Source organism: Streptomyces sp. So13.3, assembly GCF_005860785.2.
GTDB lineage: Bacteria > Actinomycetota > Actinomycetes > Streptomycetales > Streptomycetaceae > Actinacidiphila > Actinacidiphila fildesensis.
Map to the genome: position 1 here is coordinate 5310007 of NZ_CP048835.1, position 15499 is coordinate 5325505.

Consider the following 15499-nt stretch of genomic DNA (forward strand, 5'->3'; position numbering starts at 1 on the left):
CCCGCCGGCACCGGGGCCCGCAGCGGGCCTACACGGCCTGCGGGTAGTCGAAGAGCCGGTCCGGGTCGTACTTCTTCTTCACCTCCGTCAGACGGGCCGCGGCGCTGCCGTAGTAGGCCTGGCGCCAGTCCTTCAGGGCCGGGTCGGCGTAGTTCTGGTAGGCGGCGCCCGAGGCGTAGCGGCGCATCGCCCCGTACAGCGTGTCCAGCCAGCTCGTCCGGCTGAGGGCGTCCGAGGCGATGTATTGCGCCAGGAAACGGGAACGGCGGTGCACGAACGCTGTCGCGCCGGGGTCGACCCGGTTGACCGCGCCGCCCAGGGCGGTCAGCGCCACGCTGCCGGCGCCGCCGCCGGAGAGCGAGCCGAGCCGCTCGACCTGGCCGAGCAGGGCCTGGATGCCCGCGGGCGACAGCGAGTGGTCGTAGAAGTCCGAACGGGCGGTGTACGTCTCGCGCTGCAGCCGGCCCTTGGGCGGCAGATGGCACTCGGCGGTGGTCAGGCCCGAGCAGCCGGCGTACGAGAACATCGCCTCCATGTAGGAGCGCGGGTGCGTCGAGAAGGAGGGTGATCCGCCTCCCGCGGTCCCGGCGAGCCGGTCGACGGCGTTGGCCAGATCGCTCCGCGAGCCGGTCGACAGGGTGGCGAGCGAGACCGTCGGAGAGCCGCCCGCCGGCCCCTCCAGGTGGAGCGCCGACCAGATGTGGTCCGGCTGGTCGGGTCCCCACTCCTGCCAGGCCCGGACGACGGCCGCCGCCCGGCTCCACGGCCAGGTGGCGTACCCCGTCACGACGGACGGCGCGGGGTGGGTCGCGAAGCGGAGCTCGGTGACGACCCCGAAGTTGCCGCAGCCCGCGCCGCGCAGCGCCCAGAAGAGGTCGGAGTTCGTGGTCGCGTCGCAGTCCAACTGCTTGCCGTCGGCGGTGATGATGGTGGCGCCCGTGAGGCTGTCGCAGGTCAGACCGTACGAGCGGCTGAGTACGCCATGGCCGCCGCCGAGGGTGAGACCGGAAACGCCGACCGAGGGGCAGGAGCCTGCGGGGACGGTCCTGCCGTGCTCGCCGAGGCGGGAGTACACATCGATGAGTTTCGCGCCGGCGCCGACGGTGGCGGTTGTTCCGCCGGTGCTGATCGCGTTGAGCCGGGACACGTCCAGGACGAGGTGGTCCTGGCCGCCGCCGGACCAGCCGCCGTACGAATGGCCGCCGCTCCTTACCGACAGCCGGACCGACCGGGAACGGCGTGCGAAGTCCAGGCACTCGCGGATGTCGTCCGGGCCCGAGGCGTAGGCGATGGCGGCGGGGCGCAGCCCGTCGAAGCGGGTGTTGTAGAGCCGGCGGGACGCGTCGTACGCGCTGTCGTCCGGGCGGATCAGCGCGCCGCCCAGGCCCTTGGCCAGGGCCGGCCAGTCCGGCGGTGAACCGGGGGTGGTGGAGGTGCCGGTCCCGCTCGGGGTGGTGGGGGCCGGGGTGCCGGAAGGACCCGGCGGCTTCGCGTCGGCGCTGTCGCCCGTGCTGCAGCCGGCCAGCCACGTCGACGCGGCGACGCCGTATCCGGCGCGGAGCGCATCTCGTCGGTTCACGGCCGCAGCCTCCTGCCCGGGGCCCGCCGTCGGCGGGCGACTGCTCACCCTCCTACCCGCCGCATGCGGTACGCAAGGGGCAGCAGGTGCCGGAAACGCCGCGAGTGGTGCGGGGCCGGGGAGTTCAGGTCGGGAAGATCGGGAAGATCGGGCCGGGGGACGCCGGGGGCGTCAGCCGCCGGTGTGCGCCTCGGCGTCCCGGCGGGCGCGGTCGCGGGCGCGGCGGGCGGGGCCTTTCCAACCGCAGGAACAGCGGGCGCTGGCGAAGGAGCCCTGGTCGGTGACCGTCGTGTGGTGGGTTCCGGACGGGGCGGCGGCGGACTGGATGAGCACACAACCACGGTACGGGACGGGGGAGCGGGTCGTGGAGGGGTTGCTTCCCTGCGCTCGCGGCCGGTGGCCGCTCCCCGCGCGCTCCCGTGCGACCGGGGCGTCACCCGCGGTTCGCGGCGGGCGCCGTTACGGGGGCGGGCGGCCCGTCGTTAGTCGGGCGAGGCCGGTGGCGGGATTCCCAGGGGGTAGCGGGCGATGGTGATGCAGCGCAGGCGGATGGTGACGGCCGCCGCCGCGGCGGGGTTCGTGTGCGGGGTGACGGTGCTGACCGGCTGTGCCGGGGACGGCGCGGCGGCCGACGGACCGGGCGCGGACTCCGGCGAATCCGTGCGCCGGTCGGCCGACGCCCTGATCCGGGCCGGGAGTTCGAAGGTCAGCACGTCGATGGAGATGGCGAGCGGCGGGACCCGGGTGGTGATCACCGGGTCCGGCGGGTTCGACTACGGCAAGGGCCAGGGTGAGCTGCGGGTCACCCTCCCCAAGGACGCCGCCGGGGCCGAGGAGCACCGCCCGGTCACCGAGCTGATGACGCCGGGTTCGCTGTACATGAAGGACCGCGGCGCCGGCGTGCCCGTCGACAAGTGGGTGCGGGTGGACACCACGCAGCTGTCCGACGGCAACCTCGTGACCGGCGGTGCGACCGATCCGCTGGCGGCGGCCGAACTCCTGCGCGGGGCGCAGCAGGTGGAGCTGGTCGGCGACGAGATGTTCCACGGGGTGAAGGTGCGGCACTTCCGGGGAGTGACGGACATCGCCCGCGCGGCCCGCGGTGCCTCGCCGGCCACCCGGCAGCCGCTCGCGGCGGCGGCCAAGGGATTCTCCGTGACGCAGGTGCCGTTCGATGTGTACCTCGACGCGCAGGGGCGGCCGCGGAAGGTCAGCCAGCGCTTCACCTTCAGCGGGACGGCGGGTGCGGCGGGTACAGCGGGTGCGGCCAAGCCGTCCGCGCCGAGCGATGTGACGGTGACGTCGATCACGCTGTTCGACGCGTTCGGTACGCCGGTGACCGTCGTTCTGCCGAAACCGGCCGATATTTACAACGGGAAGATCGTTACTGCACCTCCGAAATGACGGTGGGCGAAATGGTCCTTCCGTGCCATGCGCGGACCGTGTGCGGGTGCCTACTCTGACCAGTGGCCGATGAAACCGGCCACTGCTCGAGGACGAGGAGGTGGTGCACGTGGCTTTGTCTCGCGAAACGCACATGTCTACGCATAACGGGTCGAGTCAGGACTTCGTGGCCCTCGCGGAGATCGAGCTGTGCGGCGAGCTGATGATCGCGGCTTCCGCCGCCGGTGAGGAGCGGTTGAGCTTCGCCCGGATCGACGAGGTGCTCGAAGTGGACCGGACGACGGAGCTTCAGTCGGTGCGGATCCCCGCACAGGCGGCCCGGCGCCCGAACTGAACCACCGAACGACCGCATCACCGAACGACCGCATCACCGAAGAACCGCAGCACTGAACAAGCTCAGTACCGCATGACCGCAGCACCGGACCACCGTGGAGATATTCGTCTCGGTCGCCGGCCGGGTCCGTGGGAACGCTACGGGCCCGGCTGCCGGCCGGGGCTCAGGTGCGCAGCAGCCGGGCTATGGCCGCGGTCGCTTCGGCGACCTTGTCGTCGATCTGCGGCCCGCCCTCGGCGGCGGCCGCGGCGACACAGTGCCGCAGGTGCTCCTCCAGCAGCTGGAGGGCGAACGACTGCAGGCCCTTGGTACTGGCCGAAACCTGTGTGAGGACATCGATGCAGTAGACGTCCTCCTCCACCATGCGCTGGAGCCCGCGGATCTGACCCTCGATCCGGCGGAGCCGCTTGAGGTGGGCGTCCTTGTGGTCGCTGTAGCCGTGCGGGCCGGGCGGGCTGTGCGGTGCCGAAGCGCTCGGCGCGGCCTCCGCGGTCTCGTCGGCCTGGTCGGTCTCGGTGGTCGTCATCCCGTTCTCCCTGCCCGAAAATACCCCTGGTGGGTATATCTTACCGATCGGTGCCTTATGGGGGCACCTCCCAGCGTTAGCTGGGGGAGTGGCCCCGGTGAGGGGCAGTCTGTCCGATGGGCGACACTGGGTGACGCCGGTTAGCCGTGGCCGGATGATGCGCCTAGCATCAACGAGACCTGACGAGACCGAATCCGATGCACCCCGAGGACCTCACGTGCGCTTTCGTCTGACCCCCAGGGAGACGAGCTTCTATGACATGTTCGCCGCATCCGCGGACAACATCGTCACAGGTTCGAAGCTCCTCATGGAACTGCTCGGGGCCGATTCGGCCACGCGTATCGAGATCGCCGAACGGATGCGGGCGGCGGAGCACGCGGGGGACGACGCGACCCACGCGATCTTCCACCAGCTGAACTCCTCCTTCATCACCCCGTTCGACCGTGAGGACATCTACAACCTCGCGTCGTGTCTCGACGACATCATGGATTACATGGAAGAGGCCGTCGACCTCGTCGTTCTCTACCAGGTGGACGAGCTGCCGAAGGGTGTCGAGCAGCAGATCGAGGTGCTGGCGCGGGCAGCGGTGCTGACCGCCGAGGCGATGCCGAACCTGCGGACGATGTCCAACCTCACCGAGTACTGGATCGAGATCAACCGCCTGGAGAACCAGGCGGACCAGGTCCACCGCAAGCTGCTCGCACACCTGTTCAACGGCAAGTACGACGCCATGGACGTGCTGAAGCTCAAGCAGATCGTGGACGTACTGGAAGAGGCCGCGGACGCGTTCGAGCATGTCGCGAACACCGTGGAGACCATCGCGGTCAAGGAGTCCTGACCTTCTGTGGACACCTTTGCACTGATCGTGACCATTGGCGTCGCGCTCGGATTCACGTACACGAACGGGTTCCACGACTCGGCGAACGCCATCGCCACGTCGGTGTCGACGCGCGCGCTGACGCCGAAGGCGGCGCTCGCCATGGCCGCCGTCATGAACCTGGCCGGTGCCTTCCTCGGCAGCGGCGTGGCCAAGACGGTCAGCAAGGGGCTCATCGAGACGCCGCAGGGGCGGTCCGGGATGGCCGTCCTGTTCGCGGCCCTGGTGGGCGCGATCGTATGGAACCTGGTCACCTGGTACTTCGGACTACCGTCGAGTTCCAGCCACGCGCTGTTCGGCGGGATGGTCGGCGCGGCCCTCGCGGGCGGCATCACCGTCATCTGGTCGGGTGTGGTCGAGAAGGTCGTCATCCCGATGTTCCTGTCGCCGGTGGTCGGCCTGGTGGTCGGCTATCTGGTGATGCTCGCCATCCTGTGGATGTTCCGTAAGTCCAACCCGCACAAGGCCAAGCGCGGTTTCCGGATCGCGCAGACGGTCTCGGCGGCGGCGATGGCGCTCGGCCACGGTCTGCAGGACGCGCAGAAGACGATGGGCGTCGTGGTGATGGCCCTGACCATCGCTGATGTGCAGAACGGCGACTCGATCCCGACCTGGGTGAAGTTCGCGTGCGCGGCGATGCTCTCGCTCGGCACCTACGCCGGCGGCTGGCGGATCATGCGGACGCTGGGGCGCCGCATCATCGAACTGGACCCGCCGCAGGGCTTCGCGGCCGAGACGACCGCCGCCTCGATCCTCTACACGACGTCGTACGTCTTCCAGGCCCCGGTCTCGACGACGCATGTGATCACCTCGGCGATCATGGGTGTCGGCGCGACGAAGCGGGTCAAGGCCGTGCGCTGGGGTGTCGCCAAGAACATCGTGGCCGGCTGGTTCATCACGATGCCGGCCGCGGCCGTCGTCGCCGCGGTCAGCTACTGGATCGTCGCACTGATCTTCTGAGCACTGGACTTCTGAGCACTGGTCTTCTGAGTACGGGTCTTCTGACCTGCACAACCCGGAACGGCAAAAGGAATGGGCCCGCCCCCCTCACGGGGGCGGGCCCTTCGCCTTGCGGTGGCACCGCCATGCAGCACCGCAGGACGGCTCAGGTACCGGCCTAGCCGAAGCGGCCGGAGATGTAGTCCTCCGTGGCCTGGACCGACGGGTTGGAGAAGATCCGCTCGGTGTCGTCCAGCTCGATGAGCTTGCCGGGCTGGCCGATGGCCGACAGGTTGAAGAAGGCCGTGCGGTCGGAGACGCGCGCCGCCTGCTGCATGTTGTGCGTCACGATCACGATCGTGAAGCGGGCCTTCAGCTCGCCGATCAGGTCCTCGATCGCGAGGGTGGAGATCGGGTCGAGCGCCGAGCAGGGCTCGTCCATCAGCAGGACCTGCGGTTCGACCGCGATGGCGCGGGCGATGCAGAGTCGCTGCTGCTGGCCGCCGGAGAGGCCGGAGCCGGGCTTGTTGAGCCGGTCCTTGACCTCGTTCCAGAGGTTGGCGCCCTTGAGGGACTTCTCGACGACGTTCTCCAGCTCGCTCTTGCGGCGCATGCCGTTGAGCTTGAGGCCGGCCGCCACGTTGTCGAAGATCGACATGGTGGGGAACGGGTTCGGGCGCTGGAAGACCATGCCGACGGTCCGGCGGACCGCGACCGGGTCGACGCCCGACGCGTAGAGGTTCTCGTCGTCCAGCATGACCTTGCCCTCGACGCGGCCACCGGGGGTGACCTCGTGCATCCGGTTCAAGGTCCGCAGGAAGGTGGACTTGCCGCAGCCGGACGGGCCGATGAAGGCCGTCACGGAACGGGGCTCGACGGTCATCGAGATGTCGTCGATCGCTTTGTGGTTGCTGTAGTAAGCGGAGAGGCCGCTTACGTCGATGCGCTTCGCCATGGTGGGGTCTCCATCAGAGGTCGCTGGGTTGGTCGCGTCAGCGACCGGTCTTGGGGGCCTTCCAGCGGGCGATGCCGCGAGCCACCACGTTCAGGATCATGACGAAGGCGATCAGCACCAGGGCCGCGGCCCAGGCTCGGTCGTACGACGCGTCGTTGCCGTTCTGGAACTGCTCGAACACGTAGTACGACAGGGAGGACTGACCACCCTCGAAGGGGTTGTTGTTGATGATCTGGCTGCCGAAGACCAGCAGCATGATCGGCGCGGTCTCGCCGGTGATGCGGGCGACGGCCAGCATGACGCCGGTCGTGATGCCGCCGATGGCCGTGGGCAGGACCACCTTGAGGATGGTGCGCCACTTCGGGACGCCCAGCGCGAGGGACGCCTCGCGCAGCTCGTTCGGAACGAGCTTGAGCATCTCCTCGGTCGAGCGGACCACGACCGGCAGCATCAGGATCGTCAGGGCCATCGAGCCGGCGAAGCCGGACGGGCCGTTGCCGAGCATCAGGACCCACACGGTCAGGATGAACAGACCGGCGACGATCGACGGGATGCCGGTCATGACGTCCACGAAGAACGTGACGGCCTTGGCGAGCTTGCCCTTGCCGTACTCGACCAGGTAGACCGCCGTCAGCAGACCGATCGGGGTGGCGATCAGCGTCGCGATGCCGACCTGCTCGATGGTACCGATGATCGCGTGGTAGATGCCGCCGCCGGGCTGGATCGTGATGACCCCGCCCATCGAGTGGCTCAGGAAGTCGCCGTTCAGGACCTTGAGGCCCTTGGAGATCGTCGTCGCGATCAGCGAGTACAGCGGCACGATGGCCACGATGAAGCAGGCCCAGACGATGCTGGTGACGACGCGGTCCTTGGCCTGCCGGCGGCCCTCGACGGCCGTGGTCACCGCGTAGGTGCCGGCCACGAAGAGCAGCAGCGCGATCATGCCCCACTGGATCCGGCTCTCCAGCCCGGCCGCGAGGCCGATGCCGATACCGAGCAGGATCGCGGCGGCGGCGATGGCGGCCGGTGCCCAGCGGGGCATCCGGCGCTGCGACAGCCGGCGGGTCGCCGGGACCGCGGCGGGCGCCTTGTCGGCGATGGTGTGGCTCATGCGTTGGCCCCCGAGTACTCCTTGCGGCGGGCGATGATCAGGCGGGCCGCGCCGTTCACCAGCAGCGTGATGACGAACAGGACGAGGCCGGAGGCGATCAGCGCGTCACGTCCGAACGGTGACGCCTCGCCGAACTTGGCGGCGATGTTCTGCGCGAAGGTCCCGCCGACCGGGTCGAGGAGCTTCGCGGACAGCACCGGGGAGGCCGACAGGACCGTGGCCACGGCCATCGTCTCGCCCAGTGCGCGGCCGAGGCCGAGCATCGAGGCGCTGATGATTCCGGAGCGGGCGAACGGCAGCACCGACATCCGGATGACTTCCCAGCGGGTCGCGCCGAGCGCGAGCGCCGCTTCCTCGTGCATCTTCGGCACCTGCCGGAAGACTTCACGGCTGACGTTGGTGATGATCGGCAGGATCATGATCGCCAGCAGGATGCCGACGGTGAAGAGCGAACGGGCCGCGCCCTCGGGGTCGGTCTTGTCGAAGACTCCGGTCCAGCCGAGGTACTCGTCGAGCCAGAGGTTCAGGCCCTTCAGGTGCGGCACGAGGTAGATCGCGCCCCACAGGCCGTAGATGATGCTCGGGATCGCGGCGAGCAGGTCGACGACGTAGGCGAGCGGGGTGGCCAGCCGGCGCGGCGCGTAGTGCGAGATGAACAGCGCGATGCCGACCGCGATCGGGACCGCGAGGGCCATCGCGATCACGGAGCTGACGATCGTGCCGTAGATCAGGACGCCGATGCCGAAGACCGGCGGGGTCGCGTTGGCGTCCCATTCGAAGCTGGTGAAGAAGTTCGCGTGGTCCTGGGAGATGGCGTGCGTCGCGCGGATCGTGAGGAAGACCGCGATCGAGGCCATGACGACCAGGAGGAAGATGCCGGACCCGCGGGCGAGACCGCTGAACACGCGGTCCCCGATGCGGGTGACAGAACCCCGGGAGGGGGGAGGCAGTGCGCTGTCCGTCGGTGTTATGTCCATGAGGTTCTCCGGTCTGGGTGGGGGATGGCTCCCCCGGCGGCGGTGCACCGGATGTGCGGCCGGCCCCGTGCGGTACGGGGCCGGCCGCGCGTACTAGGAGAGGGTCGCGATCTGGGCGCGGACCTTGGTGGCGATCTCCGTCGGCAGCGGGGCGTAGCCGATGGAGGAGAGGCCCTTCTGGCCGTCCTCGCTCGCGATGTAGGTGAGGAAGGACTTCGCGAGCTCGAGCGTGTCGGCCTTGTTGCCCTTGTCGCAGGCGATCTCGTAGGTGACGAGGGCCAGCGGGTAGGCGCCCTCGGCCTTCGTGTCGTAGGCGAGCTTCAGCGACAGGTCGGTGCCGGTGCCGGTGACCTTGGCCTCGGCGATGGCCTTGGAGGCGTTCTCCGAGCTGGCCGCGACGGGGGCAGCGGCGCCGGTGGCGAGCTTGACCGTCTGCAGGTTGTTCGCGGTGGCGAACGACAGCTCGAAGTAGCCGATGGTGCCCTCGGCCTGCTTCACGTTCGAGGCGATGTCGGCGGAGCCGGGGGCGGACTGGCCGCCCTTGCCCTTCCAGGCCTTCGCGTGCTCGTAGGGCCACTCGGCCTTGGCCGTCGCGTTGAAGTACTTGGTCAGGTTGTCCGTGGTGCCCGAGTCCGTCGAGCGGTGGAACGCCTGGATGTTGCTGCTGGGGAGCTTGGCGGTCGGGTTGAGCTTCTTGATCGCCTCGTCGTCCCACTTGGTGATCGTCGAGTTGAAGATCTTCGCGAGGGTCGGCGCGTCCAGGACCAGGTTGTCGACGCCCGGCAGGTGGTAGCCGATCGCGATCGGGCCGCCGACCATCGGGAGGTCGATGCCCTGGCCGCCCTTGCAGATGGTCTTCGAGGCGGTGATCTCCTCGGGCTTCAGCGGGGAGTCGGAACCCGCGATGCTGACGGCACCCTGGTTGAACTGGGTGACACCCTCGCCCGAGGACGAGCTCTTGTAGTTGATGTTCGTGCCGGGGCAGGCCGCCATGTAGTTCTTGACCCACACGTCCATCGCGTTCTTCTGCGCGCTGGAGCCGGAGGCGAGCAGCTGACCGCCCTTGGCGCACGCGATGGAGCTCTTCGCGGCACCCGAGGTCTTGGTGTCGCCAGGCGAAGCGTTGTTGTCGGAACCACAGGCGGTCAGGACCAACGCGCTGGAAACCGCGACCGCGCCGACGGTCAGGGCGCGCAGTCCGCTGTTACGGGAAAGCTTCACCTTCTGTGTTCCTTCCAGGAGCCCGCCGGTGGACGGCGAAGCAGAGGTATGGAGGTCTGCATCCACCCGGCACAGCGTGATGCTCACCGGTAAGGCCGAAATTATGCAGAGGAAGTGAATCGACCAACGGGAGAGGGTGAACGCAAGGTGAACCTCGTCTATCAGTGCGGGGCGGCCTGTCGCCGACGGCGCTCCGAGGGGCGCGTGGGAGTCCTGGGACGCGTGGTGCCGGTCCGGGAAAGCCCTGGTCAGGGTGGGTCGGGCTGCCGGGTCGGCCAGGGCGTGTTGCGAAAGTCCCGCCTGGCCCACGACGCCTGGCACGCGCCCTAGCGCCGCCGGGCGGCGCCGGGCCGTACGGTCCGCAGCATGGCGTCGACGAGCGGGCGGTCGCGCTCGTGCGTGAGGCGGTTGCGCGCCGCCGCCGGGGGGAGCCAGACCAGCCGGTCGACCTCGTCGTTGACGGCGAAGGTGCCGCTGACGGCCTCGGCGGCCCAGTAGCGGACCTCCTTGGGGCGTCCGTCGGCGAGATAGCGGGCGGTCGGCAACGGCGCGCCGAGCACGCACTCCATGCCGGTCTCCTCGCGGATCTCCCGCAGCGCGGCGGCCACCGGGTCCTCACCGCGTTTGAGCTTGCCCTTCGGGTGCGACCAGTCGTCGTACTTGGGGCGGTGGATCAGCGCGATCTCCACGCCGTCGTCATGGGGCGAACGGCGCCAGAGGACCGCGCCCGCGGCCAGGACGGGGGGTTGTTCCCCCGGGGAACGCAGCATCGTGGCTCACCTCGAACCGGGGACGGCGGGGGTAACGGGGACAGCTGGGACGGTGGTGGCGGACGGTACGGAGGTGCGCTGCCAGAGCCGGGCGAAGGCGAAGCGGGCCGCCTCGACCTCCTGCCGCTGGTCGGCGTGGAGCACGCCCAGCGCGTACGCGGTCGCCGGGGCGATCCGCGGGGTGCGGGCGGCGGTCGCCACGGCATTGGCGGACTCGGCGGCCTCCCGGTGCCCCTCCAGCAGCCGGGCCGCGTCCTTGAGCCGGTCGTGCAGGCTCTCACCGGCACGGGTACCGGCGCCGGCGTCCTGATCGTCCGGGCCCTGACCGCCGTCGGAGCCGTCGGAGCCGCGGGCGCCGGGTTCGTCCGGCGGGCAGACCTCGGCGGCGTAGCGGCTGAGCCGCAGCAGGGTGCGGGCCTGGTGCCACGGTGCGTCCTGCAGGTCGCTGGACAGCTCCGGGCCGAGCGCGGCGCGCACGGCGTCGGCGTTGTACGGGTGCCCGGCCCGCGCCAGCGGCAGCGCGGCCGCCGCCTCGGCGAGCCGCTGGTGCGCCAGCCCCGCGAGCGGGGGCAGCCGCACGGTGGCGGGTGCGTCCGCCGCCGCGGACAGCGGCACCTCGGAGGCCAGTACGGCGACGGCGTCGGCCACCGCGTGGAACCGCGACGAGCCCAGCGCCTGCAGTGCGGCGGCGTGCGCCCGGGTGCGCGCCAGCGTCAGCTGCCGTTCCAGCAGCGCGGCCGCGCGGGCCGCCCCTGATGGCCAGCGGCCCCTGCGAGCCGAGGGCGGGCTCCTCGGGCAGGGCGGGGTCGTCGGGGTTGCCGGGGTTGCCGGGGTCGCCGGTGTCGAGGGCCGGCCGGTCGGGCTCCGAGGCCAGCCGGTGCAGGGCGGACAGCAGCCGCGCGAGCCGGGCGGCGTACTGGTGCTCGTGGGCCAGGGACGTCGAGACCCAGCCGAGCTCGGTGCGCAGCGGATCGGCCCAGCCGGGGTCGGTGAGCGTGCCGTACGTGTGCAGGGTCGCGGCGATCCGGCGGGCGGACCGGCGCAGCAGCAGGCTGGCGGCGGCACCTTCGTCGTCGGCCTGGGCACTCTGGCTGAGCGCGCGCAGGAACGTGGACGCCTGCTCATGGAGGTAGCCGGAGACCACCTCCCCGGCGCTCAGCGCGCCGAGGGCGGCCCCGCCGGCCGGTTTCCCGTCGAGGACGATTGCCGGCTGGCCGGCCTGGGCGTACGCGGTGTCACGGTGTCGCTGGGCCACGCCGGCGCCTCCGGGCGTCGATGAGCATCTCCTGGACATTGCGCAGCGGCTGCCCGTCGGGGCCGGTGCTGTGCCGGGTCCAGTTCCCGTCCGCCGCGAGGTGCCAGGACGCGGTGTCGTCCGCGGTCCCGGTCTCCAGCAGGCGGTTGAGGGTGGCGCGGTGGGCCGGGTCGGCGACCCTGACCAGCGCCTCGATGCGGCGGTCGAGGTTACGGTGCATCATGTCGGCGCTGCCGAACCAGACTTCGGGTTCGCCACCGTTGCCGAAGATGAACACCCTGGAGTGTTCGAGGAACCGGCCCAGGGTGCTGCGGACCCGGATGTTCTCCGAGAGCCCGGCGACACCCGGCCGGACCGCGCAGATACCGCGTACCCATATGTCGACGGGCACACCGGCCTGCGAGGCGCGGTAGAGGGCGTCGATGATTCCTTCGTCGACGATGGAGTTGAGCTTCATCCGGATGTACGCCGGGCGGCCGGCCCGGTGGTGGGTGATCTCCTCCATGATCCGGGAGACCAGACCGTCGCGGAGGTTGCGGGGCGCGACGAGCAGCCGGTTGTAGACCTCGCGGCGCGAGTAGCCCGACAGCCGGTTGAACAGGTGCGAGAGGTCCGCGCCGACCTGCGGGTCGGCGGTGAGCAGCCCCAGGTCCTCGTAGAGCCGTGCGGTCTTGGGGTGGTAGTTGCCGGTGCCGATGTGGCTGTAGCGGCGCAGCGTGTCGCCCTCCTGGCGGACCACGAGCGACAGCTTGCAGTGCGTCTTCAGCCCCACCAGGCCGTAGACGACGTGGCAGCCCGCCTCCTCCAGCTTGCGGGCCCACTTGATGTTGGCCTGTTCGTCGAAGCGGGCCTTGATCTCGACGAGGACGAGGACCTGCTTGCCCGCCTCGGCAGCGTCGATGAGCGCGTCCACGATCGGGGAGTCGCCGGAGGTGCGGTACAGCGTCTGCTTGATCGCCAGTACGTCCGGGTCGGCCGCCGCCTGGTCCAGGAAGGTCTGGACGGAGGTCGAGAAGGAGTCGTACGGGTGGTGCAGCAGCACATCGCGTTCGCGCAGCGCCGCGAAGATGTCGGGCGCCGACGCCGATTCGACCTCGGCCAGGTCGCGGTGGGTGCCGGCGATGTACTTGGGGTACTTCAGCTCCGGCCGGTCCAGGCCCGCTATCGCGAACAGCCCGGTCAGGTCGAGCGGGCCGGGCAGCGGATAGACCTCGGTGTGCTTCATCTTCAGCTCGTGCACGAGCAGGTCGAGCACCCGCGGAGCAATCGATTCTTCCACTTCGAGGCGCACCGGCGGCCCGAAGCGGCGCCGCATCAGCTCCCGCTCCAGCGCCTGGAGCAGGTTCTCGGTGTCGTCCTCCTCCACCTCCAGGTCCTCGTTGCGGGTGACCCGGAACATGTGGTGGTCCAGGACCTCCATACCGGGGAAGAGCTCCTCCAGGTGCGCGGCGATGACGTCCTCCAGCGGGACGTAGCGCTGCGGGCTCGCCTCGAGGAAGCGGGAGAGGATCGGCGGCACCTTCACCCGGGCGAAGTGCTCGTGCCCGGAGACCGGGTTCCGTACGACGACGGCCAGGTTCAGGGACAGGCCGGAGATGTACGGGAACGGGTGCGCCGGGTCGACGGCCAGCGGGGTCAGCACGGGGAAGATCTGCTGCCGGAAGAGGGTGAACAGGCGGGCCTGCTCCTTCTCCGTCAGCTCCGCCCAGCGGATGACGTGTATGCCCTCGTCGGCCAGCTGCGGTGCGATGTCGTTCTGGAAGCAGGCGGCGTGCCGGGCCATGAGCTCGCGGGACCGGGTGAGGATCAGGTCCAGTACGTCGCGGGGCTGCAGGCCGGAGGCCGAACGGGTGGCGACACCGGTCGCCATGCGGCGCTTGAGGCCGGCGACCCGGACCATGAAGAACTCGTCGAGATTGCTCGCGAAGATCGCGAGGAAGTTAGCCCGTTCGAGGAGCGGCGTGGCCGGATCCTCGGCGAGTTCCAGCACGCGTTCGTTGAACGCGAGCCAGCTGCGCTCGCGGTCCAGGAAGCGGCCCTGGGGGAGATCACCGTCGGCTTCGCCCTCGGAGGCGGGGCCGACAGCGGCCTCCACGTCGGGGACGAACTGGGGTCGGAAAGCGGTGCTGACCGTGCCTGTCCCCTTGGGCTGACCGGGGACACCGGCTTGATTCATCGAGGCCATGGAGTACGAGCCCTCCTCCGGTTCCGGCACGTCGAACACGTCGTACGGCTTGCCGGGAGCCCTCGGGGAGCGCCCTGGGGCCGTCCGTTCATTGTCCCGTGCCGAACGGGAAAGCGGCAGGTCGGGCGGTGGGGGGTGCTGCGGGTTGGGGGGAGGGGCAGCGGGCTGCATTCCGTGATGCTCGCAAGCCAGTCTGAATCAGCGGTAACGAGAACATGACGGGCCGGACAGCGGGGGGCGACTCCGTGGTGCACAAAGTCTCAGTACCGGCTCGGAACGATTCCGGTCCGGTGTCGGGCGGGCCGCGTCCCCCGCGGTGAGGTACATCGGGGACGGCGTACGGTCCTTCGCGATCAGCTCTCCGTGCGGTACATCAGGTCGGTCTCGTGGGTCGTGAAGCCCAGCCGCTCGTAGACGGTGACGGCCGGGATGTTGTCCGCGTCCACGTAGAGCATCGCGGTGGGCAGCTTCTCCTGGTCCGCGAGGTGCCGCAGGCCGATCGCGGTGAGCGCCTTGCCCAGGCCGCTGCCCTGCTCGTCCGGGTGGACACCGACGACGTAGACCTCGCCGAGCCGGTCCGCGCGGTGCACCTTCGTCCAGTGGAAGCCGACGACGTCGTCCCCGCGGACGGCGAGGAAGAAGCCCGCCGGGTCGAACCACCGCTCGGCCTCGCGGTCGTCCAGGTCACGCTGGGTGAGCGAGCCCTGCTCGGGGTGGTGGGCGAACGCGGCCGCGTTCACCGCCAGCCAGGCGGCGTCGTCCTGCCCGGGGACGAAGGTCCGTACGGTGATGCCCGCCGGGATCACCGGCTCCGGCAGCGCGGGGCCGCCGTCGAGCGGGCGGCGCAGCTGCCGCAGCTCCCGGAACAGGCTCAGCCCGAGCTGTACGGCCAGGTGCCGGGCGGCCGGGTGGCCGCCGTGCGCCCACACCCGCAGCCGCTTGCCGCTGGCGTCGAGCAGCGCCCGGCCGAGCGCGTGGCCGTGGCCGTGCGCGCGGCGGGCGGCGCTGATGAGGAACTCGGCGGCGGGCGGCTCGACCGGGTCGGTGTCCTCGAGCTGCCCGTAGCCGGCCAGCTCGTCGCCCACGTACAGCAGCAGGTGCCGCACCCCGGGGCGCGCCCCGCCGCGCAGATTGAGCCGGCCCTGCTCGGAGACCGCCCACTGCCCGTCGGCCGCCGCCGCCTCGCCGAGGAGCGCGAGGACGTCCCGCGCGGTGTCGGGCGCGAGCGCGTCCACGGTCTCGATCCGGCGGGTGGGCGTGCTGGGCTGCGCGGCGTCGGTCATGAACCCGAGCGTAGAGCCTGTCCGGCGGATAGTGGGGCCCAGGCATCGCCTGGTGGACGGGCGCCCCCGCCGAAGGCGGGGAA

The 15499-nt window shown here is 70.4% G+C and carries 14 protein-coding genes and 1 pseudogene; 4 read left to right on the plus strand and 11 right to left on the minus strand.

Translation table 11 applies throughout. The features are described from left to right. Positions 1-28: 28 nt before the first annotated feature. Complete coding sequence (locus C8250_RS23890; protein WP_138358469.1) at positions 29-1579, minus strand: FAD-binding oxidoreductase; 1551 nt, start codon at positions 1577-1579, stop codon at positions 29-31. Between the two features lie 171 nt (positions 1580-1750). Continuing rightward, complete coding sequence (locus C8250_RS23895; protein ID WP_187144964.1) at positions 1751-1912, minus strand: hypothetical protein; 162 nt, start codon at positions 1910-1912, stop codon at positions 1751-1753. A 195-nt stretch (positions 1913-2107) separates the two neighbouring features. On the opposite strand from C8250_RS23895, the gene C8250_RS23900 reads away from it, so the two are divergent. Both C8250_RS23900 and C8250_RS23905 read left to right on the plus strand, forming a co-directional pair. Continuing rightward, complete coding sequence (locus tag C8250_RS23900; RefSeq protein WP_138358471.1) at positions 2108-2983, plus strand: hypothetical protein; 876 nt, start codon at positions 2108-2110, stop codon at positions 2981-2983. Between the two features lie 133 nt (positions 2984-3116). Then, entirely contained in the window at positions 3117-3317 is a 201-nt protein-coding gene (locus C8250_RS23905) for a hypothetical protein (protein ID WP_138358473.1), read from the plus strand. Positions 3318-3480: 163 nt separating this feature from the next. Here C8250_RS23905 and C8250_RS23910 read toward each other — a convergent pair whose 3' ends face one another. After that, positions 3481-3843 (minus strand): metal-sensitive transcriptional regulator, encoded by a 363-nt coding sequence (locus C8250_RS23910; protein ID WP_138358475.1) that lies wholly within the window; start codon positions 3841-3843, stop codon positions 3481-3483. Between the two features lie 217 nt (positions 3844-4060). Here C8250_RS23910 and C8250_RS23915 point away from each other — a divergent pair, with 217 nt between their 5' ends. Beyond that, positions 4061-4681 carry a DUF47 family protein gene (locus C8250_RS23915; RefSeq protein ID WP_138358477.1) on the plus strand — a complete coding sequence of 207 codons (621 nt, stop codon included), beginning with the start codon at positions 4061-4063 and terminating at the stop codon, positions 4679-4681. A gap of 6 nt (positions 4682-4687) precedes the next feature. Then, the gene (locus C8250_RS23920; RefSeq protein ID WP_138358479.1) at positions 4688-5680 is read left to right on the plus strand and encodes an inorganic phosphate transporter; all 993 of its coding nucleotides are present in this window, start codon (positions 4688-4690) and stop codon (positions 5678-5680) included. Between the two features lie 157 nt (positions 5681-5837). On the opposite strand, the gene pstB is transcribed toward C8250_RS23920, so the two are convergent. The 8 genes and pseudogenes from pstB to mshD all read right to left on the minus strand — a co-directional run bounded on the left by pstB (position 5838) and on the right by mshD (position 15416). Further along, complete coding sequence (gene pstB, locus C8250_RS23925) at positions 5838-6614, minus strand: phosphate ABC transporter ATP-binding protein PstB (protein WP_138358481.1); 777 nt, start codon at positions 6612-6614, stop codon at positions 5838-5840. A 37-nt stretch (positions 6615-6651) separates the two neighbouring features. Continuing rightward, complete coding sequence (gene pstA, locus C8250_RS23930) at positions 6652-7725, minus strand: phosphate ABC transporter permease PstA (protein WP_138358483.1); 1074 nt, start codon at positions 7723-7725, stop codon at positions 6652-6654. Continuing rightward, complete coding sequence (pstC, locus tag C8250_RS23935) at positions 7722-8702, minus strand: phosphate ABC transporter permease subunit PstC (RefSeq protein WP_138358485.1); 981 nt, start codon at positions 8700-8702, stop codon at positions 7722-7724. The genes pstA and pstC overlap by 4 nt, the downstream gene beginning before the upstream one ends. 93 nt (positions 8703-8795) lie before the next feature. Then, positions 8796-9923: a phosphate ABC transporter substrate-binding protein PstS gene (pstS, locus tag C8250_RS23940; protein WP_138358487.1), complete on the minus strand. Its 1128-nt coding sequence runs from the start codon at positions 9921-9923 to the stop codon at positions 8796-8798. A 326-nt stretch (positions 9924-10249) separates the two neighbouring features. Beyond that, complete coding sequence (locus tag C8250_RS23945; protein WP_138358489.1) at positions 10250-10693, minus strand: NUDIX hydrolase; 444 nt, start codon at positions 10691-10693, stop codon at positions 10250-10252. A gap of 6 nt (positions 10694-10699) precedes the next feature. Then, a pseudogene (locus C8250_RS23950) lies at positions 10700-11987 on the minus strand (CHAD domain-containing protein). Next, the gene (locus C8250_RS23955; RefSeq protein WP_138354038.1) at positions 11929-14304 is read right to left on the minus strand and encodes an RNA degradosome polyphosphate kinase; all 2376 of its coding nucleotides are present in this window, start codon (positions 14302-14304) and stop codon (positions 11929-11931) included. Before C8250_RS23955 ends, C8250_RS23950 begins: the two are co-directional and overlap by 59 nt. Before the next feature lie 182 nt (positions 14305-14486). Then, positions 14487-15416, minus strand: a complete 930-nt coding sequence (gene mshD, locus C8250_RS23960) for a mycothiol synthase (RefSeq protein ID WP_138354039.1) — start codon at positions 15414-15416, stop codon at positions 14487-14489. Positions 15417-15499 lie beyond the last annotated feature (83 nt).

What these genes read in the sequence shown, in the direction of transcription:
- C8250_RS23900 (WP_138358471.1), top strand. Translation starts at nt 2,108, where the DNA reads ATGGTGATGCAGCGCAGGCGGATGGTGACGGCCGCCGCCGCGGCGGGG.
- C8250_RS23905 (WP_138358473.1), top strand. Translation starts at nt 3,117, where the DNA reads ATGTCTACGCATAACGGGTCGAGTCAGGACTTCGTGGCCCTCGCGGAG.
- C8250_RS23910 (WP_138358475.1), bottom strand. Translation starts at nt 3,843, where the DNA reads ATGACGACCACCGAGACCGACCAGGCCGACGAGACCGCGGAGGCCGCG.
- pstB (WP_138358481.1), bottom strand. Translation starts at nt 6,614, where the DNA reads ATGGCGAAGCGCATCGACGTAAGCGGCCTCTCCGCTTACTACAGCAAC.
- pstA (WP_138358483.1), bottom strand. Translation starts at nt 7,725, where the DNA reads ATGAGCCACACCATCGCCGACAAGGCGCCCGCCGCGGTCCCGGCGACC.
- pstC (WP_138358485.1), bottom strand. Translation starts at nt 8,702, where the DNA reads ATGGACATAACACCGACGGACAGCGCACTGCCTCCCCCCTCCCGGGGT.
- C8250_RS23945 (WP_138358489.1), bottom strand. Translation starts at nt 10,693, where the DNA reads ATGCTGCGTTCCCCGGGGGAACAACCCCCCGTCCTGGCCGCGGGCGCG.
- C8250_RS23955 (WP_138354038.1), bottom strand. Translation starts at nt 14,304, where the DNA reads ATGCAGCCCGCTGCCCCTCCCCCCAACCCGCAGCACCCCCCACCGCCC.
- mshD (WP_138354039.1), bottom strand. Translation starts at nt 15,416, where the DNA reads ATGACCGACGCCGCGCAGCCCAGCACGCCCACCCGCCGGATCGAGACC.